22 protein-coding genes and 1 tRNA gene are annotated in these 24,442 nt (G+C 35.2%); 14 read left to right on the top strand and 9 right to left on the bottom strand.

The annotated features are described in order from the left end of the window. Positions 1-453: 453 nt before the first annotated feature. The 6 genes from dnaE (at position 454) to OOK85_RS06320 (ending at position 7,021) form a co-directional block, all read left to right on the top strand. Positions 454-3,783 (top strand): DNA polymerase III subunit alpha, encoded by a 3,330-nt coding sequence (gene dnaE, locus OOK85_RS06345; RefSeq protein WP_264702843.1) that lies wholly within the window; start codon positions 454-456, stop codon positions 3,781-3,783. Between the two features lie 48 nt (positions 3,784-3,831). Further along, positions 3,832-4,605, top strand: coding sequence for a 30S ribosomal protein S6 (rpsF, locus tag OOK85_RS06340; protein WP_264702840.1), 774 nt, complete (start codon positions 3,832-3,834; stop codon positions 4,603-4,605). Beyond that, the gene (gene rpsR / locus OOK85_RS06335; RefSeq protein ID WP_264702838.1) at positions 4,605-4,880 is read left to right on the top strand and encodes a 30S ribosomal protein S18; all 276 of its coding nucleotides are present in this window, start codon (positions 4,605-4,607) and stop codon (positions 4,878-4,880) included. Before rpsF ends, rpsR begins: the two co-directional genes overlap by 1 nt. Before the next feature lie 7 nt (positions 4,881-4,887). Then, complete coding sequence (gene rplI / locus OOK85_RS06330) at positions 4,888-5,442, top strand: 50S ribosomal protein L9 (RefSeq protein ID WP_006279792.1); 555 nt, start codon at positions 4,888-4,890, stop codon at positions 5,440-5,442. Between the two features lie 214 nt (positions 5,443-5,656). Next, on the top strand, positions 5,657-6,949 hold the full coding sequence (gene purB / locus OOK85_RS06325) for an adenylosuccinate lyase (RefSeq protein ID WP_264702830.1): 1,293 nt from the start codon (positions 5,657-5,659) through the stop codon (positions 6,947-6,949). Further along, a tRNA-Met gene (locus tag OOK85_RS06320) sits at positions 6,949-7,021 on the top strand. The genes purB and OOK85_RS06320 overlap by 1 nt, the downstream gene beginning before the upstream one ends. A gap of 170 nt (positions 7,022-7,191) precedes the next feature. Here the strand turns inward: OOK85_RS06320 and OOK85_RS06315 are convergent. Next, on the bottom strand, positions 7,192-8,472 hold the full coding sequence (locus tag OOK85_RS06315) for an iron-containing alcohol dehydrogenase (protein WP_006279794.1): 1,281 nt from the start codon (positions 8,470-8,472) through the stop codon (positions 7,192-7,194). A 42-nt stretch (positions 8,473-8,514) separates the two neighbouring features. Between OOK85_RS06315 and dapE the strand changes: the two genes are divergently transcribed. After that, entirely contained in the window at positions 8,515-9,711 is a 1,197-nt protein-coding gene (gene dapE / locus OOK85_RS06310; RefSeq protein WP_264702826.1) for a succinyl-diaminopimelate desuccinylase, read from the top strand. A gap of 117 nt (positions 9,712-9,828) precedes the next feature. On the opposite strand, the gene nth is transcribed toward dapE, so the two are convergent. Next, on the bottom strand, positions 9,829-10,467 hold the full coding sequence (nth, locus tag OOK85_RS06305; protein ID WP_182319529.1) for an endonuclease III: 639 nt from the start codon (positions 10,465-10,467) through the stop codon (positions 9,829-9,831). A 27-nt stretch (positions 10,468-10,494) separates the two neighbouring features. Next, a complete protein-coding gene (icd, locus tag OOK85_RS06300; protein WP_264702824.1) occupies positions 10,495-11,913 on the bottom strand; it encodes an isocitrate dehydrogenase in 1,419 nt (472 codons plus the stop codon). Between the two features lie 145 nt (positions 11,914-12,058). Between icd and OOK85_RS06295 the strand changes: the two genes are divergently transcribed. Together OOK85_RS06295 and OOK85_RS06290 are read left to right on the top strand one after the other, a co-directional pair. Next, the gene (locus OOK85_RS06295; RefSeq protein ID WP_006279799.1) at positions 12,059-12,595 is read left to right on the top strand and encodes an RDD family protein; all 537 of its coding nucleotides are present in this window, start codon (positions 12,059-12,061) and stop codon (positions 12,593-12,595) included. A 22-nt stretch (positions 12,596-12,617) separates the two neighbouring features. Next, positions 12,618-13,094 carry an RDD family protein gene (locus tag OOK85_RS06290; RefSeq protein ID WP_264702820.1) on the top strand — a complete coding sequence of 159 codons (477 nt, stop codon included), beginning with the start codon at positions 12,618-12,620 and terminating at the stop codon, positions 13,092-13,094. A 166-nt stretch (positions 13,095-13,260) separates the two neighbouring features. On the opposite strand, the gene rho is transcribed toward OOK85_RS06290, so the two are convergent. Both rho and OOK85_RS06280 read right to left on the bottom strand, forming a co-directional pair. After that, entirely contained in the window at positions 13,261-14,664 is a 1,404-nt protein-coding gene (gene rho, locus OOK85_RS06285; protein WP_264702818.1) for a transcription termination factor Rho, read from the bottom strand. 199 nt (positions 14,665-14,863) lie between these two features. Then, complete coding sequence (locus tag OOK85_RS06280) at positions 14,864-15,466, bottom strand: cell cycle transcriptional regulator TrcR (protein ID WP_319803666.1); 603 nt, start codon at positions 15,464-15,466, stop codon at positions 14,864-14,866. Positions 15,467-15,797: 331 nt separating this feature from the next. Between OOK85_RS06280 and OOK85_RS06275 the strand changes: the two genes are divergently transcribed. Beyond that, entirely contained in the window at positions 15,798-17,606 is a 1,809-nt protein-coding gene (locus tag OOK85_RS06275; protein WP_264702814.1) for a peptidylprolyl isomerase, read from the top strand. A gap of 761 nt (positions 17,607-18,367) precedes the next feature. On the opposite strand, the gene OOK85_RS06270 is transcribed toward OOK85_RS06275, so the two are convergent. Together OOK85_RS06270 and OOK85_RS07915 are read right to left on the bottom strand one after the other, a co-directional pair. Then, positions 18,368-18,892 (bottom strand): IS5 family transposase, encoded by a 525-nt coding sequence (locus tag OOK85_RS06270; RefSeq protein ID WP_406719978.1) that lies wholly within the window; start codon positions 18,890-18,892, stop codon positions 18,368-18,370. Positions 18,893-18,916: 24 nt separating this feature from the next. Then, positions 18,917-19,120 (bottom strand): transposase, encoded by a 204-nt coding sequence (locus tag OOK85_RS07915; protein WP_406719976.1) that lies wholly within the window; start codon positions 19,118-19,120, stop codon positions 18,917-18,919. Positions 19,121-19,604: 484 nt separating this feature from the next. Here OOK85_RS07915 and rpsP point away from each other — a divergent pair, with 484 nt between their 5' ends. The 4 genes from rpsP (at position 19,605) to trpS (ending at position 22,569) form a co-directional block, all read left to right on the top strand. Next, complete coding sequence (gene rpsP / locus OOK85_RS06265) at positions 19,605-19,925, top strand: 30S ribosomal protein S16 (protein ID WP_264702812.1); 321 nt, start codon at positions 19,605-19,607, stop codon at positions 19,923-19,925. A 10-nt stretch (positions 19,926-19,935) separates the two neighbouring features. Continuing rightward, positions 19,936-20,922 carry a polyprenyl synthetase family protein gene (locus OOK85_RS06260; RefSeq protein WP_010962840.1) on the top strand — a complete coding sequence of 329 codons (987 nt, stop codon included), beginning with the start codon at positions 19,936-19,938 and terminating at the stop codon, positions 20,920-20,922. A gap of 61 nt (positions 20,923-20,983) precedes the next feature. Beyond that, positions 20,984-21,553 (top strand): nucleotide exchange factor GrpE, encoded by a 570-nt coding sequence (locus OOK85_RS06255; protein ID WP_264702809.1) that lies wholly within the window; start codon positions 20,984-20,986, stop codon positions 21,551-21,553. 17 nt (positions 21,554-21,570) lie between these two features. Then, positions 21,571-22,569, top strand: a complete 999-nt coding sequence (trpS, locus tag OOK85_RS06250; RefSeq protein ID WP_264702807.1) for a tryptophan--tRNA ligase — start codon at positions 21,571-21,573, stop codon at positions 22,567-22,569. Positions 22,570-22,744: 175 nt separating this feature from the next. Here trpS and OOK85_RS06245 read toward each other — a convergent pair whose 3' ends face one another. Continuing rightward, the gene (locus OOK85_RS06245; protein WP_012673268.1) at positions 22,745-23,506 is read right to left on the bottom strand and encodes an alpha/beta hydrolase; all 762 of its coding nucleotides are present in this window, start codon (positions 23,504-23,506) and stop codon (positions 22,745-22,747) included. A 1-nt stretch (position 23,507) separates the two neighbouring features. Further along, the gene (locus OOK85_RS06240) at positions 23,508-24,035 is read right to left on the bottom strand and encodes a c-type cytochrome (RefSeq protein ID WP_010082469.1); all 528 of its coding nucleotides are present in this window, start codon (positions 24,033-24,035) and stop codon (positions 23,508-23,510) included. Positions 24,036-24,442: the final 407 nt, after the last annotated feature.

Below are 24,442 nucleotides of genomic sequence, written 5' to 3'. Positions count from 1 at the left end.
TTTTAATTGCAACTAACCTACGCTGCAAATGTTTAAGAAATTTACTAAGCAGAAAAAAAGACAAAGAATCCCCGAGTTAGCTAGTCTTTTACTATCTCTGTCGAGTATTGGCATTTTTTGATGTCTTGTAACGCTTTATAAGCGCGTTCAGCTTATTTAGATAAAAATCTAGATGTAGATGAAGTTTTGTAAAGACATACAGTATCTATATACTGCAAAAAATTAAACATAAGACGCCGATACATTAAGTAATCCTTACCTTTTAATCTGCAGATTGGCGAAAGCAAATACAATACCTTCAGCATCATGATAAGGGGGCTGGCAGAGTTTGTCAAGTAAGTTTTTTGTATTTTAACCTTAGATTTGAGAAATCTTATAGGCTTTTGTTCTCATGAAAATTATGTTCTCATGAGTAAATTAATGTTATCCTTTTTTGTTGATCTAAAGTTTCTTATGTTCATACACTTACGTGTTCATAGTGTTTATTCGCTGCTTGAAAGCTCGGTTAAAATTGAGGAGCTGATCGGCCTTTGTTTGCGAAATAAAATGCCAGCGGTTGCAATTACTGATTCAGGTAACTTGTTTGGCTCGCTCGAGTTTTCAGAATATGCGGCAAGTAGGGGAATACAGCTAATAATAGGATGCAATATTATAGTTAAACATTCAGAACAAAATTTACCTATATTATTGCTTGCAAAAAATGAGCAAGGGTACACTAATTTAGTCACTTTGGTGAGTGAGTCTTTTAGAAAGCGCAAGAATAACAGCGATATTCCTTACGTTGATTTTGATGAGCTATTGAATTTAAGTACGGGTCTGATCGCTTTAACCGGTGGATGTTTGGCTCAACTATTGTTGGGGCAAGATAAAGAAACGGTTGAAAAACTGCTTTCAGCATTCAATGGTCATTTATATGTTGAATTGCAGCGTCATGGGTTGAATAAAGAGCTAGAGCTTGAAGAAGCTTTGATAGACTTTGCTTATCAGCGCAATATACCACTAGTTGCAACGAACGATGTATTTTTTCCAAATAGGTCTGACTATGAGGCTTATGATATATTAACGTGTATATCGGAGGGGAGTTATGCCCTGGAGAATAACAGAAAGAAGTTAACTACCGAGCATTACTTCAAATCTGTGGCAGAAATGGAGGAGTTGTTCAGCGACATTCCCGAAGCAATTCATAACACTTTAGTGATAGCTAAGCGGTGCTCTTACATGCCAAGAAGCAGGCAGCCTATTTTGCCTAAATTTCCTTGTCGAGAAAATAAAACTGAGAATGAAGAACTGAGGGAGCAGGCAGTTGCAGGATTAGAATTCCGTATTGCGAATGAGACAGACATAGACCTTAAACAATACTACGATCGGCTGAATTACGAACTGAGTGTGATAACTTCGATGAACTACGCTGGCTACTTTTTGATAGTTTCTGATTTCATTCGTTGGAGCAAAGCAAATGGCATTCCAGTTGGTCCAGGAAGAGGCTCTGGTGCTGGATCAATTGTTGCTTGGGGCTTGCAGATTACAGACCTTGATCCAATAAAGTTTGGCCTAATATTTGAAAGATTTTTGAATCCTGATCGTGTATCGATGCCTGACTTTGATATCGATTTCTGCCAAGAGAAAAGGGACCTGGTTATTGATTATGTTCAGAAAAAGTACGGTTATGTTGCTCAAATAATCACTTTTGGTAAATTGCAGGCAAGGGCAGTATTGCGTGATGTTGGTAGAGTATTGCAAATGCCTTACTCTCAAGTGGATAAAATATCTAAAATGGTTCCATTTAATCCAGTAAATCCTGTAACTTTATCACAAGCGATAGAGTTTGATCAAAACCTGCAGAAAGAGCGGGATAGTGATGAGGTAATTGCAAAGCTTCTTGATATATCTCTTAAGCTTGAAGGAATATATCGTCACGTTTCAACCCATGCTGCTGGAATTGTAATATGTGATCAAAAGTTGGAAAATTTTGTTCCTGTGTATTATGATCCAAATTCAGCTTTGCCAATCACTCAATACAGCATGAAATATGTGGAGAAAGCTGGGCTAATAAAATTTGATTTTCTTGGGCTTGGTACGCTAACGCTAATAGATCATGTATGTCGTTTAATTAATCGTGATGGAAAAAAGATTGATATTTCTTCAGTTCCTTTGAATGACCAAAAAACCTATGAGATACTCTCAAGCGGTGATTCAATTGGAGTGTTTCAGCTTGAAAGTTCGGGAATGAGAGAAGCTTTAATTAAACTAAAACCGGACTGCATTGAAGATATTATCGCTTTAATTTCCCTTTATCGTCCAGGACCTATGGATAACATTCCAACTTATGTTGCAAGAAAACACGGACTTGAAAAGCCAGATTATATTCATCCGTTACTTGAGGAAGTATTAAAAGAGACATTTGGGGTAATAATTTACCAAGAACAAGTGATGGAAATAGCCCGTATTCTTTCCGGGTATAGCTTAGCGGAAGCAGATCTGCTGAGACGTGCCATGGGTAAGAAAATCAAGGAAGAGATGGATAAACAACGTGAACTTTTCATCCAAGGGGCAACAAAGAATGGCGTTGATTATGACAGGGCAAGTTATATTTTTGACCTTGTTGCAAAATTTGCTGGTTATGGGTTCAATAAATCTCATGCTGCAGCATATGCGGTGATATCTTATCAAACGGCTTACCTTAAAGCTAATTATCCATTAGAATTTTTTACAGCACTAATGAATCTGAATATTGATGATAGAGATAAACTGAATTTATTTTATCATGCAGCAAAGTTTAGTGGCGTTACCGTTCTTTCACCTGATATAAACAAGTCTCAAGCTGAATTCTCAATAGAGGATGAACGCATACGTTATGGTATTGCTGCCTTGAGGAATGTTGGTTTTTCTATAGCGGAAGGAATAGTGAACGTACGTTCAAGCGCTTGTAAGGACATATGGGAATTCATTCAAAATTCAGGTCATACAATAAATAAGAGAGCGCTAGAAAGCCTGATTAAATCCGGAGCATTCGATAGCGTGCATAAGAACAGAAAGCAGCTATATGAGTCAATGGACACGCTGATTTACTTTGCAAATAAAAACAAACAGGATAGAGAATCAAGTCAAGCTGCTTTGTTTGGTAGTCTTGATGTCCTCAAACCGAAACTTGAGAATGTGGAAGATTTTGATGAGGAGGAAAAATTAGAACATGAGTTATTTTCACTAGGATTTTATTTAACTAACCATCCACTTGAAAAATTTAGAACTCTTCTGGAAAAGTTAAATATTGGGTTTATCGGAGAAAATAGAACAGCAAAAACTGCTGGGGTAATATTAAATGCACGTATGAGAACTTCAGAGCGTGGAAGGTTTGTTATCCTCACACTTTCTGATCCCCATAACGTTTCTGAAATAGCATTCTATAATAATGAAATAATAGAAGAAAAAAGAGATTTATTTTCACCAGGAACATTTGTGATAATTGATCTTGAAGCTTCGGAAAATACGACAAGATTAGCAGGCAAGGATATATCTGAGTTTACAAAAAGAGTCACTTCTACAATAAAAGAATTAGTTCTCACCACTGAGTGCACGGATTCGCAAAAAGCCGCTATGGAATTAAACACAATATTGAAAGATGAAGGCAGAACCAAAATAATGCTAAAACTTCTTCTCGAAAAACATAAAGTGAGCATCTTATTACCAGGTGCATATTCAATTGCTCCTCAAGTTATTTATGAAATATCTCACTTAAGCTGGATTAAAGGCGTAGAAATTAATACAAATAACTTGCTTATATAAAAAAGCTTTATATAATGAAATATTTAATCGGTATTAAAGGAAGATATAGTGAATCTTTATGAATTTACTTTTATAACACAACAAGGATTATTACAGCAAGAAGTAGAGGAGATGGTCCAAGAGCTAGCTGTTTCATTGAAAAATATTAAAGCAGATGTTATGTTCCAGCAAATCAGGGATATTCTGAAAAAAGGAAATGACAAGCTTACAACACAAGAGGTAGAAGTGCGTGCTGAAAACATTAAAGAAGGTCTAGTTGCTTACTCTGATTTCTTGGAAGATCTTACAAAAATTTTATGGGTTGAATTGGAAGAAGATCTTTCAAATTTGAAAGAAGTGAAGTCAAAAATCGATAAAGAGTTGAAAGATGACCTAAAAGATTTAGGAATAACGCAAGATTTTACAAAATTTCTAGGAGGCAGTACTAAAAGTGCGTTTATCCATAACGCAGTAAATGCTTTGAAGAGAAATATTTCAGAACATCTAATAAAGATTTTTCAAGATATTTTGAAAGATTTTAGAATAAACGGTCCAACTCAATCGAGCAAAGCGTTGGAAATGCTTTTGAAAAACATTGAAGCATCAGGATTAATCAAGTATGAACATTGGGGTCTTTTGGATTTTGCATATCACAAAAATAAAATGAAGAGCGGTCATTATTGTATAATGTGCATAAGTTCTACTGCAAGCATTTTGGATGAATTTGTGCGTAGAATGAAACTTAATGAGAACGTTATTCGCCACTTGTCTGTGCGAGTTGATAAATTTTTTGAAGGTAAATCTTATATGATGAATAAACAAATTGAGGAGCAAAGCGCATAATGATGAAAAGACGAAATAGTTTTAATAATTCTTACGTATCTGTAAATAACAGGACTGGCTTTAGGCGTTCTAAAGTTTGCCCTCTTGCTGCGTCTAAAGATGAAGACATAGATTATAAGAATACAGATTTATTATCCAAGTTTACCTCTGACTATGGTAGGATATTACCTAGAAGATTAACAGGCGTATGTGCAAAAAAACAAAGGAAGTTACGCTTAGCGATCATAAGGGCACGTTTTTTAGCTCTTATTCCTTACTGTACTAAAAAAGTTTAGGTAATTTATGTTGATAATTTTAAAGGAAAATATAAGGACTTTAGGTAAGCTTGGTGAAGTTGTCAAAGTTAAACCAGGTTATGCACGTAATTTTCTTTTTCCACAAAGAAAAGCGGTGAAAGCTACCAAGGAAAATTTAACAAAGCTAGAGGAGCAACGTTTATTACTGGAAGAAGAGAATATAAAAAGATTAAATGTAGCAAAAGAGCTTGCATTGTCACTACATGATAAGTTTGTGGTATTGATAAAGCAAGCTTCAGAGGATGGTAAAATTTTTGGTTCTGTAACAACACGTGAAATTGCGAAAATTTTACTACAAGAAGGACATGTGATAGATCACCGTAGTTTATCTTTTGGTGGAGTAAGCATCAAAAACTTGGGTGAATACCAAGTAAACGTAGAATTACATAGTGAAGTAGTAGTACCAATTACTATATACGTCGTGAAATCCGAAACAGATGCAAATGAGCTAAGGCAAGTAAAATTGCAAAATCAGAAGTCTGAGCAACAAGAAGCAGAGCAAGATGCGAATAAAGAAGCTACTGATGGTGATGATAGCTGATCAAAGATGATCCCTTGTTATAGTCGTAAAGAAATGTCTGCCATGGCTAAGCTGGTGTCATCCCAATGCGTGACACTGGGATCCAGTTTATTTCATCATGGACATTATTTTATGCTTCTAGAATCCGTTGTCCATTGAATAATTTGCAAATACTTTTATATCTGGATTCCAGTGTCACGCACTGGAATGACACCATTATTGGAATAAATCAAAAATGATTCCCCGCTATAGCAGAAAAGAAATGTCTTCCATTTGGGAGGAAAATAATAAATTTAATATATGGCTTAAAATAGAAAAATTAGCGTGTGAAGCTCAAGCAAAGTTAGGAGTGATTCCGAATAATATTGCTGAGAACCTCTCTGGTGCTATTGAATTTGATGTTGAATGTATCAACGAAATTGAATCCATTGTAAAACACGATGTTATAGCTTTTCTGACATATATTGCTAAAAAAGCGGGAGTTGATGTTCGTTATCTTCATTATGGAATGACAAGTTCTGATGTTTTGGATACATGCCTTGCGGTGCAGTTGAAAGAGTCATGTGATATTTTACTCGAGAATCTAAAAAATTTACTTGCAGCATTGAAAAAAAAAGCTGAGGATTATAAAGATATTGTTTGTGTTGGGCGCAGTCATGGAATGCATGCAGAACCAACAACTCTTGGATTAAAATTTGCTAGATTTTATGCTGAATTTAAACGCAATTATCAGAGATTAATTAGCGCGCAAAAAGAGATCTCAATTTGTAAAATATCAGGTGCAGTAGGTAATTTTGCAAATGTTGATCCGTTTGTTGAAGAGTATGTAGCGAAAGAAATGGGACTCATACCTGAAACCATATCGTCTCAAGTCATTCCTCGTGATAGACATGCCATGTTCTTTTCGGTTTTGGGAGTGATTGCAAGCTCAATAGAAAATGTTGCTGTTGAAATTCGTCATTTGCAAAGAACTGAAATCGGCGAAATTTCTGAGCATTTTTCCACTGGGCAGAAGGGAAGCTCTGCTATGCCACACAAATGTAATCCTATTTTAAGTGAAAATCTGACTGGACTCTCACGTTTAATACGCAGTTATGTTTTTCCTGCGTTAGAAAATGTTGCATTGTGGCACGAACGTGATATATCACACTCGTCTGTGGAAAGATGCATTGCTCCTGATGCTTGTATAACAATGGATTTTGCTTTAGTGCGATTAACAGATTTGATAGATAAATTGGTGATCAATAAGGAAAACATTGAAAAGAACTTAAATTCTTCAAAAGGTTTAGTTTTCTCACAGCGTGTATTGCTTGAGTTAGTAAATAGTGGTTTGGCGAGGGAAGAGGCGTATAAAATTGTTCAGAGCAATGCAATGAAAGTGAAACAAAACAACAGTGATTTTCTGGCCGAATTGAAACAAGATAAACCCTTACTTAAGGTTATTAACTCGGAAAAACTTGAATCTTTGTTTGATTTGAAGTATTATACGAAACATATAGATCGTGTGTATAATAAGGTTTTTAATTAGGCTGAGTAGCTCAGTTGATAGAGCAGGAGGATCATAATCTCTTGGTCGGGGGTTCAAGTCCCTCCTCAGCCACTCGAACTAAACTATGTTTAGCAAAGCAGTGCTATTGGTGAAACCCAGTGTTAGTTACTTGGAATGAGTTGTATATCCACCCAGGTGAGGAGACAATGGATAAGAGATTGTGAAAAGGGTTTAGCTTTTGGCCTATGATCTCTTTAAATGACAGAATTTCACTACAAAACTTAACTTTCTTCTATGCAGTTAGCTAAGTCAAGAAAGGTGAATCTATCTCTTGTTGTAAACGCAAGATCGACCACTTTACAATATTGTTCTTTATTCCAACTGAGGTGCTCTGGTAAGTGTGGAATTGATAGATCTTCAAATATTTTTTGCAGGTGTTTTGCAGGTAGTAAATTTTGCTTAATTAAACTGGAAATATTATGCCATTCTTTACAAATAATCTCTTGGATTTTTTGCTGCATAATTTGCTTCTGTTCAAAAGTTCTTACAAATTCGATATTATCAAAGCACTGAGTTATATGTTTTACATCTAAAGTGGTCGGTTTGATAATCGGGTTTTGTATTGATAATATCTTTTCCTGCAAATTAGCCATGGTAATCGTCGTAACAGCAATTTTTTCGCCATGTAGTAAGGAATGATCTCTTGTTACCATTTCCATTGCGTGAGCTATCATATGCTCTCCTTGGCTTGCAGAATAGCTGCCTTTTGATATTACCATTCCAAGTCCTGAAATTAGTAGAACTTCCATAAGTAATAGGACCACTTTTCTACTTCTTTTAGTAAGCGCCGTATACTCTCTTAGCAAAATTTGCTCCAAATCGCGAACAAGTGTAAAAGGTAATTCATTGTATTCTGTGCCAAGCAACAAATGAGATAGTAGCCAGTCAGCCTGAACTGTTGAACGACAAATGAAATCTGCAAATCCGCTTAATGTGAGACGCAGTGGTGCATTGGCAAGTATGTCTATATCTATATATACTGCTCTTGGAAGATGTGCTTTGAACGATTTTTTATATCCATTTACTAATATTGAAGCATTTGCAGAGGTATATCCATTCATAGAAGCGGCTGTTGGGAACGATATATAATCTTTTTTCTCGAGGTAGCTTGCATATTTGCAGATATCGTTAACAGTGCCGCTACCAAATGCAACTATTAAGTCACTGTCTTTTGCTTTGTTTCTAACTAGATTTACGGTTTCAAGAGAGGCAGCTCTGCTTGGTGTCATGCAAGTAGCTGACACTGGGATCCAGGAAAACAACTTATGGATTCCAGTGTCACGCGCTGGAATGACAGGTGGAGCTGGAATAATTAAGTTAGGAATTTTATTAAGTACGTTTTTGTTTAAAAGTTTTGCTGTATTTTTATCTGCAACTAGAAAGACGTCATTTCCGTGTCGTGTGCATATTTCATAGATATCATCAGCAAGGTAGTAATCTGTTATTACTTCCCTTAGAAAAGTTTGTTCGGTTTGATGTAATATTTGTTTTAAATAGTGCATAGAGTGTTTACAATATAGCAGTATAAGTATTTTAAGATTGACATGAAAATTGACCCTGTAGAGCTAACTAGGAAATTGATCTCTTTTGAGAGTATAACACCAGAAGACAGCGGGGCAATAGAGTATATAGCAACAATCTTCAAGAAGAGCGGCTTTGATTGTGAGATTTTAGAATTTGGTGATAAAGTTAAAAATCTTTATGCGAAATATATAAATGGAGTACCAAATTTGTGCTTTGCTGGGCACGTTGATGTTGTACCACCGGGTCAGTTAAAAGATTGGGCATTTGGTCCATTTAATCCAGAAGTGAGGGATGGAATGCTATATGGAAGAGGGGCCGCTGATATGAAAAGCGGAGTAGCTGCATTTATTGCTGCTATGGTAAATTTGATTGCAGAGAAGTTTCAATTTAATGGTTCGATAAGTGCATTGATTACCAGTGCTGAAGAAAGCATGGAAGAATATGGAACAAAGGCAGTTTTGGAATGGATGAAAAATAAGCAGAAAAAGATAGATTTTTGTGTGGTTGGCGAACCAACCAGTAGTGAGAAATTAGGTGATACCATAAAAATAGGCAGAAGAGGTTCTGTAACATTTGAATTAATTTGCCATGGAAAACAAGGGCACGTTGCCTACCCAGACCTAGCAGATAATCCAATATATAAGGTAATATCGATATTGAGTAAGGTAAAAAATACTACTTTTGATCATGGTAATAAATATTTTCAGCCTTCACATTGCGAAGTTACTACTATTGATGTTGGAAATAATACTAGCAATCTAATACCTGGCTCAGCAACTACACGTTTTAACATTCGATATAACAATGAACAAACACCGGGTGGCTTATATAAGCTGATTGATGAAATATGCTCCAGTGTAACTAGCGATTATAAACTTTCTGTGCATAGCAGCAGGGACGTTTTCCTCTCTACTCCCGATAGAAATACTGATATTATGCTTGATGCAATAAGTAAGGTTACCAACATTGATGCTATACTTAGCACAAGTGGTGGCACATCTGACGCTGCGTTTATCAAAGATGTTTGTCCAGTGATTGAATTTGGTATAATCAACAAAACCGCACATCAGACAAATGAATGCGTATTAGTAGACGATATACACAAGTTAACAGCTATATATAAGGAATTTATAGAAAATTATTTCAATCCCACTAATAAAATATTAAATCAGGTCAACGTGATTAGTAATATATCTAGTGGTCCATTGTTAGCTTAGATGTAATCAGATCTCTTGCATAACTGTTGTTTGAATAATAACTTGTATCATTCCAGCAAAATGTGTCAAGTAAGTTTTTTCGTTTCTATAGCTACTTGGATGACAAAAAAAGAAATACTAGACTTTATACCTTTTGCACTCAAATTCACATAAATCATGAATTATGCACGTTTCACACGAAGGTTTCTGTGCTTTGCAAACATATCTACCATGCAAAACTAGCCAATGATGAGCATAAAGCAGGTATTTTTTGGGAACCACATTTAAAAGAGATTGTTCTGTTTTAAACACATCTTTTTCTTTCACAAGCCCGATTCTATTGCTCACTCTAAAAACGTGAGTATCAACTGCCAATGTTGGAATGCCAAGCCCCGAATTTAAGAACACATTAGCGCTCTTTCTCCCCACTCCCGGCAAAGACACCAAATCATCGAAATCAGTAGGCACTTTGCTGTCGTATCGTTCTACCAATATTTTACTAAGCCCGATTATATTTTTTGCTTTGGAATTATATAAACCAATACTGCTTATGCATTTTTTCAGCTCACTCTGCCCAAAGCTCAGCATTTTTTCTGGCGTATCAGCGATATTAAATAGTTCTCTTGTAATTTTATTAACGCTTACATCAGTTGTCCGCGCTGATAAAACTATCGCAACCAGTAACGTAAAATGATTGGTATAATTTAGCTCTATTTTTGGCGCAGGATTTGATTGTTGAAACTTTTCAAATATTAGTTCTACTTTTTTTGAGTCCATTTCATTTACCACACCTCTTTTAAATATTTAAACGAAGAACCCCTCTTTCCCATCATACAAATACAATTTGTCCATTCTCACCACGTCAAAATTGTGTTCTTCGAGTTTGATTAGCAAGTTATTTACATCACTATTTGTAATAGCTTGCTTTTCATTATTTGCGATAAACCTACAGGTTATTTGGTCACTTGAAGGTTTTGAGTTTCCTGGCCAAATCGCAAGTCCTTTTGAGTATATTGCTATCATTTGCAGATTACTTGATTCAAATAATCCTACTATTTGATCAACATTACTGGATTTGTCCCAAGCGAGAGTTATATCACTACCCACTAGCTTTTTAACTTTGTAATCTTGTTCGTAATTATCTTGTACTTTATTTATTTTACTATCCGAACTACTGCCAATTATAAGCTCAGCAGGTTTCTTTCCTAGATTATCTATAACAGCTTCTGCAAATTCTTTGGTACCAACTTTCTGTTTACTTCTTTTCTCCTTATATAAATCGGCAGTGTGTATTCCATCCTCCAAAGTCTTGAGCCATGCATCGTAGATTAGTTTTGCAGTACCCACTTGACCTATGTAAATTAGCATATGCACTGCAGCATTTAAAAGACCAGAAGGATTGGCTATGTTTTTTCCTGCAATATCAGGGGCAGAACCGTGCACTGCTTCAAACATTGCGTATTCATTCCCGATGTTGCTACTTCCGGCAAGCCCCACAGATCCAGAGGTTTGTGCGACTATATCTGATAATATGTCGCCATATAAGTTCTCGGTTACTATAACATCAAAATTCTCCGGTTCTGTTGCAACACGCGCCATTCCAATATCAACTATATAATGTTCTGCCTTTATATCTGGGTATTCCTTTGCAATGCGATCAAACGCGGCATGGAAAGTTCCGTCAGTCATTTTCATGATGTTATCTTTAGTCAGGCAAGTTACTTTTTTTCTGTTGTGTTTTTTCGCGTATTCAAAAGCGTACCTGCATATCTTCTCTGAGCCAGACTTAGTAATAATTTTAGTGCATTGGTAAGAGTCACCAGTGAGCCTATGCTCTATTCCGGTGTAAACGTCCTCTTCATTTTCGCGTATCACTACGATATCAAACTTATCGAATTTATTTTCTATAACAGGATGATATGAAATGCATGGTCTGATATTTGCATACAACCCTAGATTTTTTCTGAGTGCAACGTTTAAGCTTTTGTGGCCTTTACCTTGAGGAGTTGTTGTCGGAGATTTTAATAATATTTTTGTCCTTTCAATTGATTCCCAACCACTTGGAGAAATTCCGTGAGACCATTCTTTACTGTAAACACGCTCCCCTATTTCAATAATATCTATTGAGATTTCCGCTTCTGCTTCGCGCAATATCGACAGCACCGCTTCCATGATTTCTGGTCCGATACCGTCGCCATATGCAACTGTGATTGGTGTTGACATAACTTCCCTAGTTATAAATGATTTAATATTAATTTAAATAATAGAATGGCACAAGTAGCTAATATTACCCAAGTTAGTATATTTACGGTTATTTAATAACGTATTTTTATATTATATGATGATATTATGAAATATAGGTGGGGTTATGAATACTGAAATAAATGTTAAAGTAAATTATGTAGGATTTACAAGGCGTATTGTAGCAGAAATACTTGACCTCATCATATTTTCCCCTCATTTTATCTTCGGTTTTATCTATGGTGTATTCATCGTATCATTACAAGATCAAGATAAAGACTCTTTTCAGGAACTTGCACAACTAGCAACAGAAATACCATTTATAGTTTCTACAGTAGTCGCAACATTAGTACTAACAATATCCAAAATATTAATGGTAACAAAACTTGGTGGTACCCCAGGAAAACTATTGTGTGGTATGCATATTAAAGATGCTAATACATTTACAAATGTTACCCTTATGCAAGCAACAATAAGATGTATTTCTAAGGGAAGCATCTGGATTATTTTTCGCTTTTTGCTTCATCTGCATTATCATGGTTATACTTTTCTATATCTTTTAATTGTGCTAATTTTATTTTTGTTTGCAGTATTTGATCAACGCAAACAGACTTTTTACGATAAAATTGCAAAAACAGTAGTGATAGACTATAAATCTAGTTGATATTTTTCTTTATAGGTAGTACATGGATAAAAAAGTAAACTACTCAACGATGACAAGACGTACTCTAGCATTTATAGTTGATTGTATTTTATTTATCGCAATACCATTTGGTTTAATGGTGGTGGGTTTCTCACTTACACACGCAATACAAGGGATCATGGGTGCAATAATTGTAATCACCACGATTGTATTTTCTTTATTTTTAATGATACCATGTATATTTCATATATTCATGCTAGTAAAATTTGGCGGCACTCCAGGACACTTGTTATTTAGCATGCGTGTAAAAGACAAAGATACACTTGAGCAGATCACTCTAATACAAGCAATAAAAAGAACCATCGCTTTTTTCTTAATTTACTGCATATCGCTTTATAATCCTATTTTACTTTTAGCTATACTAATCTTAGTTTTAGTATGTGCAGTAGGTGATGAACATAAACAAGCTTTTCACGACAAAATTGCAAACACGGTAGTGATAGATTATAAACCTAGTTGATATTTTCCTTTAGCTGTCTGCCACCAAGGGTGTCATTCCAGTGTCACGCGCTAACTTAAGGTAAATTGCCAACTTAACTATAAATATATTTTGGTAAATCCAAATTATTTTAGCTATAAGAGCGTTTTACTTTTTGCTCAGCATATCCATCATAACTGGCTTACTTTTAGTGATTCATGGAGTTAAAAAAGTCAGCATTGCTCTTTGTTAAAAGTAGTTTGTCACGTAAAAATTCCATTGCTTCAACGGGTCCCATAGGATTGAGTATCCTACGCACCACCCATATTTTATTTAGTATAGCCTTATCAACTAATAGCTCTTCCTTCCTTGTTCCGGATTTTGTAATATCAATAGCTGGAAATATACGTTTATCAGAAAGTTTTCTATCAAGTATGATCTCAGCATTTCCTGTACCTTTAAACTCTTCAAAAATAACTTCATCCATTTTTGAGCCAGTTTCTATAAGAGCTGTGGCGATTATAGTTAAAGAACCCCCATTCTCAATATTACGAGCTGCTCCAAAAAAGCGTTTTGGTCTCTGCAGTGCGTTTGAATCTACACCACCAGTTAGAACTTTCCCAGACGAAGGAATAACCGCATTATAAGCACGTGCAAGTCTAGTAATATTGTCAAGTAGAATTACCACATCTTTTTTATGCTCAACCATTCTTTTAGCTTTTTCTATTACTATTTCAGCAAGCTGTACGTGACGGTAAGCAGGCTCATCGAACGTAGAACTTACTACCTCACCTTTTACAGAACGTATCATATCTGTTACTTCTTCAGGTCTTTCATCTATAAGTAACACTATTAATTCTACTTCAGGGTGATTTATAGCTATAGAGTTAGCCATTTGCTGAAGCAATACAGTTTTTCCTGTGCGAGGTGGAGCAACTACTAACGCTCTTTGCCCTTTTCCAAGAGGAGCTACTATATCTATAGCACGCATGCTTAAGCCTTTTTTATCATCACCATTATTACACTCAAGTACTATGCTTTCCTCAGGATAAAGAGGAAGCAAATTATCAAAATGGACGTACTTTCTTAATTCACTTACTTCAGTAGAGTTTATACTTTGAACCTTAGTTAAAGTAAAATATCTCTCTTTATCACCAGGTGGCCTTATTTCTCCATATGCCATATCTCCTGTACGTAAAATAAACTTCTTTATTTGCCCGTTAGAAATATAAACATCATCGGTACTTGGGGCATAATTTGCACTTGCTGAACGTAAGAAACCAAAACCATCAGGCAATATTTCCACTATTCCACTCCCTGTGGTTATGCCTCCTTCTTCACTCATTTTTTTCATTAAGCTGAATATTATTTCCTGCTTTAGCATTCTACCATTGCTTTTACCGTTAGTTGAAATTTTTCTTTCTTCAGCTAACTCTAACAATTCTTCTGCTGTTTTCTCTTTTAATTCGCTCAGATCTAATGTTTTTCTGTTTTTCTCAGTACCTTCATTGACCATCTGTTTTACTGTATCATTATTGTAAATTTGCTCACTTTTTTCAGGTTGAGCTGTAACCTTTCCTTTTGCAAAAACATCTTCATTGATTGTTGTCATAATCCTCCAAAAATTTTAATTGATGCTTACTAACCTAAAATGTGACTATAAGATAATAAATTAGGCTGAGTTAGTTTCGGTGCGTATTAAGCTTAATTATCATTAAACCCCGTACTTTACTTACATTATACTAATAAACACTAGCAAGTCAAGTTAATTTAATGTTAACAAAGCACAAAAATTTGAGGATTTTCAATAGCTATTCTTTATATTTTTTTAACCTTTCTTGCTTCTCCTCTTCTACTTTTGCTTTTTCCACTTCTGCTTCTAAATTTTCTTGACTACATAAGCCGAGTAGTACAGGATCTTGGGGTTTTATATTTTGCATGTTATGATGAGATCCATCTCTTACCTGCTCAACTGTGTAATTTGTTGTACTAATTAATTTAGCTATAACGTTATTGTCCAAGATAGGAAATTTTTTTACTAAATAATAAATCGCATCAGGTTTATCTCTACGCCTTGCCGTAGAGGTAAAGCCAAAAATGCTACCAATCGCTTTACTCCTTTTTTTTATATTTTTTATAATCAAATTTGGTACACGGTTTGAATTTTTTTTGCAATCATCGATTTCTTTTTCAGTAATTACCCCAGAAATAATAGGGTTATATTTTTCAACTTCTATTTCCTCATCAGCTATGTCTTGTACTTCTTCAAGGGCCAACCTACAGCATTGTGCTATTTGATTAAAAGTTAAACCAGTGTTGTCTACTAACCAAGCAGCTATTTGCATTAGAAACTGTTTATTTCTATCGTTATTGCCCTTAGAAGATTCCATTGACATCAAAAAAGCATCTCCCATTTAAAGTATCCCTTACTGTTATACAGAGCTAAAATATAAGCTATTAAAACTAAAAAAGCATTAATTTTGTCATTCAATAACTTTTTGTTTGTCACTTCCCACCTCTTAAGTTAATTAAATGCGCTTACCTTTAAGCATATTTCAAACAAAATATTTCCCCTTCCTAAGGTATAGTATAACTCAGTTAAACATATGTTCCTATTTAAGATTAGAGAGTTAAATTTTAAGTTAATATATTGTAATATTATATATATTAGCTAATAAAGCAACAGGTTTACAAGCATTAAATTATCACTATTCTATAATTAATCATTAATTAACTGGGTTTAAAATGAATATTAAAAATTTTTTCACTAAAGTAACCGTTGTCCTTTTAGCTTGCTTGTTAATCTTCATGGGAATTGGCAACCTTTTATCAGGTGATGATGAAAAAGAAGAGGTAGCTAGGGTTGGAAAAGAAGTTATAACGTCAGATGAGTATAAATCACTATATCAAAATTATGAAAAGCAAATTTCTGGATCTGATGCGAGTAGAGAACAAGTAAAAAAGCTGAAATATGATTTGCTTAACGCACTTATAGAGCAAAAACTATTGTTTAACCTAACTAGTGAGCTGGGGTTGACAGTTGGAGAAGAATCTATAAAAAACCATATTAAAAACACCAAATACTTTCAAAATGATAAAGGTGAATTTGACAAAAATAAATTCTATGAAACGCTAAATGACCTGCATATGACAGAGAAAGAGTATATAGCAAAGCTAGAGAAAGTCCTGCCTGCAATGATGTTCATGACTTCATTATTTAAAGATAATTATCCAGTAACTTTTGGCGAGAAAATTGATGAGCGGATATACAAAAGTCGCTACCAAACTAGAGTAGTTGATATTGTTAAAATAACTGAAGATGCAGTTACAAACATTCCTGAACCAGATGATCAAGCCTTACTTGATTTGTACGAAAGAAATAAATCCCATTTTTATTATCCTGAGTATCGAACTGCGCAATATATTTCCCTAGGCCAAAAGTATTTTGAAGATCAAATCAAGATCTCAGATGAAGAAGTTGATGGTATAATAGAACAACAAGAACTTAAAGATCAAAGAGATATATTCAATGCAATATTTTCTACCAAAGAAGAAGCTGAGACAGCAAGAAGAGCATTTGAGGAGGGTAAAACAAGCTTTGAACAGATAGTAGAAGAGTTTGGCAAAGCAAAACTTGAGGAAACTAGAGTAAATAATATAACTAAGGATTTTTTACCAGAAGACGTGAGAGAGAAAGTATTTGCTCTCAAAGTAGGTGAAGTAAGTGAAGTTTTAGCAAGCAGTTTTGGTTGGCACATAGTAAAAGTGGAAAGTGCGCATCAAATCTCTGATGAAGACTTAGTTGATTTAAAAAAAGACATAAAGTCAGTTCTAACTAACCAAAAGTCTTTTGAAAGAGTCAATGATTTCATAAACCAAGTGAACTATAAGATATACAATGGTTCAGAAATTGAAGAAATATTGAGTGAATATAATTTACCTATACAAACTATTGGTCCAGTAGATGCGAGTGGAAAAGATCAAAGCGGTAATAACGTAGGAGATTCTGGTGATTTGATTTCTTTCATTTTTTCGCGAGAAAAGGATCAGAAAGGTTATTTTAAGGGCGTTGGGGACGCTGTTGTTAGTGTAAAAATCGTCGATATCGTTCCACCCAAATTGCAAAGTTTTGAAGAAGGCAAGGCATTAGCGGTAGAGCTTTGGCGTAGTGAGTTTATAAAAGAAAGAATGTTTAAATTCGGACAAGAGGTTGCAGTTCAACTAAGAGAAAAAACAGATTTGGAAGAAATTCAAGGTGTGGAATTAGTTAAAGGTCAGCAGATGCACCGCAATAAAGTGGATCAACAAAACTACCCCTTTTCTTTTGTAGAAGAGATTTTCAATATGAAAACAACTGGTTCAGTGACAGATCCTATTCAATACAATAATGAAATTATAATAGGTGTTCTAAAAGAAATGCATTCATCAAATGGCAAATTAAACACGCTTGACACCGGAAAACGTGTGATGATATCGCTAAAAGAGCAATTAATTAGCTATCTGGAATCAAAGTATAAAGTCGAAGTTAATCACGCTATACTTGATGATATATAATCAAAAATCTTATAAGTTGCTTCAAACGCATCCAGTGCCCAGACACAGTTATCTAAGTGGAGAAAGTCACCTCTCCCCACTCGACTTCAAAACCGGACTTGTGACTTTCACCACATCCGGCTTCTCTCTAACTTGGTGTTTGTCATACATACTTCTCCATGTAATTAACATTTCAAAGCTTGGTAAATTTGTTTTTATAGCTTAAATACAGCATTCTCTATATTACTAGAGAAGTCGTATTCATTCATACCTAACACTTAATGTTGGCTCATAACATATTAACCACTACTCACAACTTTACCTTCCAAATTACAGTGTCCACGTCAGCATATCCTAAACATTATTTTAGGCCTTGGCTTCTTAGACAATCCCTCATTATAGGTGCATACGGGTGGCTCCCTGCTTAAAGAATAAGAGCATCTATAATGTTACTCCGTTCCATGAAATTGTTTCATGTTAGACTTAGGTTCCAACTTTTTGCCGGGAGATGGGAAACATCTTAATCAGACCAGTCAAGTTCTAATTATCCACTTTCTCCGTACCTTTTGGTCTATGCGTTAACCAACCTTATTTCGCATATCGTTCGTTACGACAATTCAGGCATTGGTTCCTCTCGTAACCATATCTAACTCTGTTTGCAGGGATTCACTATAAGGTTTAGTGTTACCTGCTTTTATCTCATGCTTGCATCCTAGAGGTTGCCACTCTCTAAAATGTGAGACATACATTATCCCCGATGTCTAGGCTCTGTGGACAAAATTTTAGAGAAGCCATACAAGAGCTCCAACAAAATTGAGAAAACCCATAAAAACCTCAGCAGTTTTATCAAATCTGGAAAAAATGCGCCTAAAATTTTTAATTTTACCAAAAAAACACTCAATCAAATGACGTTCTTTGTAGATATGCTCATCGTAATACCTTTGCACTTTTCGATTCCGTTTTGGCGGAATAACTACTGTACATCCCTTGTCTTCAAGACTTGTAACAAAGGCATTGCTATCGTAGCCCTTGTCAGCTACTACAGTAGAGTTATAGATACTTTCGGTCAACACTTGTGCCTGCGTAATTTCATTTCTTTGACCAGGAGTCAGAGTAAATTTAAGTGGATTTCCAAGTGCATCGACAAGCGCATGTATTTTAGTTGTAAAGCCACCTTTGCTCCTCCCTAAAGCTTCTTGATCCTTGGAGTTTTTTGTATATCCAGATGAACATGGATGGCCTCGGATGATCGTACCGTCGATTATAGCAACTTCTAAATCAGGCTCTTGTTTAGTATATTCAAGCAATTTTTTCCAGACATCTCTTTCACATCATCTTTTAAATCGCTTATGTATACTCCTGTAATTACCATAAGTTTTTGGTAAAAGTCTCCATTGGCAACCACTTCGCACTATGTACCACACTGCCTCTATGAATATTCTTAAACGTTTTTCATCTTTGCTGTGCATTCCTTTTACGCTTTTTATGAACTCTAAAATTTGTTTCCAATTTTCCTCTTTGATGTAATATTGCATATGGTAGTTTCTCCATTTTTTACCTATTAGGCTAAACTACCATCTTTTTCTCTCTTTTCATATTTTTTGTCCACAGAGCCTAGGGAAGATGGAATTTAACCATCACAAAATCACGACTTTCGGGTCGCACCAACTGTACGAACATTGCGATTTGAGAGCAATCTTCACTAGAAAGGATGTCATCCCAGTGCCCAGACACTGGGATCCAGGAATTTTATTAAGTTGGTAAGCATAAAAGTAGCCGTTTTATGTTAAAATACAACGTTTTAATGATTAAAAAAAGGCTGGATTCCAGTGTCAAGCACTGGAATGACACCATTTGCTGTGCAATTTACCTTCAAAAATGAATGTTCGTATAGCTGTGCACCCGGCACTGCCCTACATTATTGGTAATTATATTATAAGGTGCAAAAGTTGTATAATTCATTTGACTTAAAACGGCTCATTGTATAAAATTGTGGCTAATATATGAATAAAGGTTAACATGGCAGTTAAAATAAGGTTGGCGAGGTTTGGCGCAAAGAAACGCCCTTTTTATAGGATAGTTATAGCTGATTCACGAGCACCAAGAGATGGGCGTTTTATTGAGAAAATAGGACAATATGATCCAATGTTACCAAAAGACAATAAAAATCGTGTTGTGGTGAAAGCTGATAGATTAAAACATTGGCTAAGTGTAGGCGCGCAGGCAACTGAAAGAGTACTGTGGTTTATCAAAAAAGGCATAGTAACTTTAGAAACAGAACCAAAGAAAACAGAAAAGAAGAAAGTAGAGAACGAGAAAGCACAAGGGCAAGAGGCATAAGTCTCTTAAAATGCTAAATACTGATTTAACAAACAGCGATAAATTAGACGATATTGTATCTTCTGATTTGTCAGCTATGAATGACTTTGTCTTCAAAAATGTCAATGATGAAGATGCTAAGCTTGCTACTGATATTATATCTCATCTTGTTAGGTCAGGTGGAAAAAAAATAAGGCCTAAACTAGTTTTTATTATATGTAAAATGTTAAACTATTCTGGGGAGAATAGGATCAACGTTGCTGCATCGGTAGAGTTTATACACAATGCTACTTTACTTCATGATGATGTGCTCGATGAAAGTGAGGCACGCCATGGAGTTAAAACAGCGAATAAGATTTGGGGAAATAAATCAAGCATTTTAGTTGGTGATCTATTGTTGACTCTAGCATTTAGATGGCTTATAGAGTGTGGAAATTTAAATATTCTCTCTATTTTATCTAAAGCATCGCATTTACTTGTGAAGGGTGAAATAAAGCAGATGACAGCACGCTTTGACCCCCACACAGTCAGGGAAAATTATTTTGATATCATTGGAGAAAAGACAGCATCTTTATTTTCTGCATGCTGTGAAGCTGCATCAACAGTATCTGGTGCAACAAATGACGAAACAGAGAGGCTAAAGAATTTTGGTTTTAATTTTGGTATGGCATTTCAAATAGTTGATGATATGCTCGATTATACTGCTAATCAAGGCACTTCTGGAAAGCAAGTCGGAAAAGACTTTTTCGAAGGTAAAGTCACCTTACCTGCTATTATAGCATACGAAAAGGGCAGTCCAGCAGAGCAAAAATTCTGGGAAAAATGCTTTTCTTCAGCTAGACACAATTTTGACCAAGCATTACACTATATTAATCACCATAATGCCATTCAGCTTTCTATGGAAAAAGCTAGACACTACATTAATATGGCACAAAATGATATTAGTACTTTTTCTGATTCTTTTTATAAAACTACTTTAATTAACTTTTTAAATGCGAGCATAGAAAGACGAATGTAGCTGGCGCTTGATATTTTCAGATTAATTGTTATATATTTATTAGATTCTTAAGGGTAATGATATGTCAGATAGCAGTAAGGAGAAAAAGAAGAAGTTTGCTGATATGGTAAGTAGGCAGAAAGGTGACGACCAACAAAGTGATAACCATAAGCAAACTGATGATTTAAATGAAGATCTCAATACATTAAAAGAACGTGCAGTTCAGCTTGAAGATCATTTACGCCGTGCTGTTGCAGATAATGAAAACATCAAACGTATAATGCAAAAGCAAATTAGCGATGCAAGTGACTACGCAGTCACAAAACTTGCACGTGATATGATCGACTCGTGCGACAATTTAAAAAGAGTAATGGAAATTTTGAAAGACGGTGATCCTGTTCATGAGGGGATTAAAGTAGCTTATCAAAAAATTATAAATGATCTAAAAAAACATGGAATAGAGGAAGTAGATCCACTTGGTGAGCTTTTTGATAGTAATTTACACCAAGCTGTTGTGGAAAGAGAAGACAATGAAAAAAAGCCTGGCACCATTGTAGAAGTACTACAAACTGGTTATACTATCAAAAATAGGTTGCTCCGTCCTGCAATGGTTATTCTTTCTAAGAAATCTGCTGATTGTGGAAGCGATTAGCATGAGGTAAATGTATAATGACAAGTATTGTCTTTTCAGGTATCCAGCCAAGTGGCGTACTACATTTAGGTAATTATCTTGGTGCAATCAAACAGTGGATAGACTTACAGGATAAATACAAATCTCTTTTTTGTATTGTCGACCTACACGCAATCACAGCAAATAAGCTTCCCGCAAGTGAATTAAAAAGTAATATTTTCAAAACAGCAGCAGCTTATATTGCATGCGGAATAGATCCAGAAAAGTCCATTATTTTTAGTCAGTCCACAGTTAGTGGTCATGCAGAACTGGGCTGGCTGCTTGGATGCTATACACCAATTGGTTGGCTTAATCGCATGACTCAATTTAAAGATAAAGCTGGCAGCGATAAACAAAAAGCCTCTCTTGGATTATATAGTTATCCAGTACTTATGGCTGCAGATATATTGTTGTATCAAACTAAATACGTTCCTGTTGGTGATGATCAAAAACAGCATTTGGAGCTTGCACGTGATATTGCATCAGCTTTTAACAATCATTATAAGCTGGATCATTTTATCGTACCTGAAATCTTAACTTTGGATTGCACATCAAGGATAATGAGCTTAAGAGATGGTACAAGCAAGATGAGTAAATCTGACCCTTCAGAATATTCGTGCATTAACCTTGATGATACGGATGACTTAATTGTTAAAAAAATAGAAAAAGCAAAAACAGATTCAATTCTAGGCTTTGCTACTTTAGAGTGCCGACCAGAAATAAGCAATTTGATAAACATTTATTCAGTGCTTAGTAATGTAAATGCGGAAAAAGTATGTGAAGAAGTGAACAAACATGACATGAAGCACTTCAAAAAAGAGTTAGCTGATTTAATTATCAGTGTTATATCACCCATACGTGAGAAAATGAATGATCTTTTAAAAGACCAATTCCATTTACATGAAATATTAAAAAAAGGCACAAAGAAAGCAGCAGAAATTGCAACCCATAATATAAAAGAAATCAAGGATATTATTGGATTTGCTCAATATCTGTAAGGTTCCAAAGTGTGATGGTGCGAACCGTCATACCGCCGCGGTATCTCAGCCGCTAACACGTAGCGGGATGACGGTTTTTCAAATTGTCGGTAAATCTAAGTCAGTTTAGCTATAGGCAGCAATTTTCTGTATTTATTTTAAGTTGAAGAAAGCTCAAATGAAAAATCGTGTTTTGCTAAAAATCACAGAATGCAGTCTGGTTACAAAATTCTCTAATGGTCTTAAATAAAACTTCCAGTGAATGATTGTCAGACATATTGTGCTCTGCTGATTTTATTAAGTGTACTTCAACATCGGTTGACTTAATTTTTTCAGCTAAATTCAATGAAGTTTGATAAGGAACATCTTTATCATTAATGCTATGCAGCAAGCGCACAGGACAGTTTATATCTATTGTCTTTTTGTTTAAAAGAAGGTTCTTTCTGCCATCTTCGATCAAATTTTTAGTTATTTTGTATGTACAATGCTCTGAAGTAAAATCTATTACACCTTTAGAATCTAGTTCTTCTTTTTGCTTGCCTGACAATTGCTTGAATATCAAATCTTCAGTAAAATCGGGAGCAGACGATATACCAATTAGTGCTGCAATTTTTTCTGGAAATTGAAGGGCAGTGAGCAACATCAGCCATCCTCCCATACTTGAACCTATAATTATTTGTTTATCGCTAGTTAATTCACTCATTACTTTAGCACAATTTTTTTGCCAATCACTTATCGTGTAATCAATAAAATTACCACTTGAATGACCGTGACCAAAATAATCAAATAGCACAAGTGCTACGTCATTTTCTTGGCAAAATTTGTAAATAGCAGTTGCTTTAGTTCCATCCATATTGGATGCAAATCCACCGAAAAAAACTACAGAAGCTTTCTTTCCTTGTAGCTTTCGATATGCTATGTGACCATTATTTCCATCAAACAATTTACAATAATCCATACTACTTTGGCAAAGCAACCGGGCTATCACTCAATTGATGCAAATAACTAACTAGATCTGCAATTTCTTGTGGATTGGAAATACCTGCAAATGCCATACGTGTACCTTTTATATAGGCTTTTGGGTTCTTTAAAAAGGCAAATAGCTCCTCATACCCCCATTTTCCACCTCTTTCAAGCACTGCTTTTGAGTAATTGAATGAGTTACCAAGATGGGCCTTTTTATTTCCAACTATGTTCCATAAGTTTGGTCCTACTTTATTCATTCCACCTTTCTCAAAACTATGGCAGGCTATACATTTTTTTGCTGCTGATTTACCTTTCTCAAAGCTAGCATTCTGCATGAGCGCTCCAATATCAAGCGCCACTTGCTCGATTTTTTGCTGGAACTCATTGCTGCCAGCAGCTACTATCGTTTGGTGTTCAATCTTATATTCTTCTGGACTGTAAAGCATATCAACTACATTACTAACTATCATAATGATTAGCCCAGAAAGTAAAATCGATGCTGCAATCTTATTAAGCTCCATAGTTAATTTTTATTAAGTAATGTTACTTAAATTATGCGAATATTTTCGCAAATAGCAACCAATTACCTTGAAGCTCGCTAAAGATGAGAGTCTCTATAGCTGACCCAAGAAAGGTTTTCCTACGTCCATACCGCCGCGAACCGTCATACCGCGATTCATTCGCGGTATCTCAGCCGCTAACAAGAGATCCCGCTAACAAGTAGCGGGATGACGAGGTCCACTGCCATTAAGTTAAGGAAAGAATGGTTAAAAACTGAACTAAAAAGTCAGAAACAATTAAGGATTTATGACAAATGCTGAAACAGAATAGAGTAAACTTTAAAGCAGATAAACTCTGAAGTGTAAATTACTTAAGAAATAGTTTGTTTAGAAGTCATTTTACAGGAGCTATGGCAATAAGCTACCCA

The organism is Wolbachia endosymbiont (group A) of Volucella inflata, from assembly GCF_947250665.1.
GTDB classification, from domain to species: Bacteria; Pseudomonadota; Alphaproteobacteria; order Rickettsiales; family Anaplasmataceae; genus Wolbachia; species Wolbachia pipientis.
This window is presented reverse-complemented; position numbering and strand designations above follow the sequence as displayed.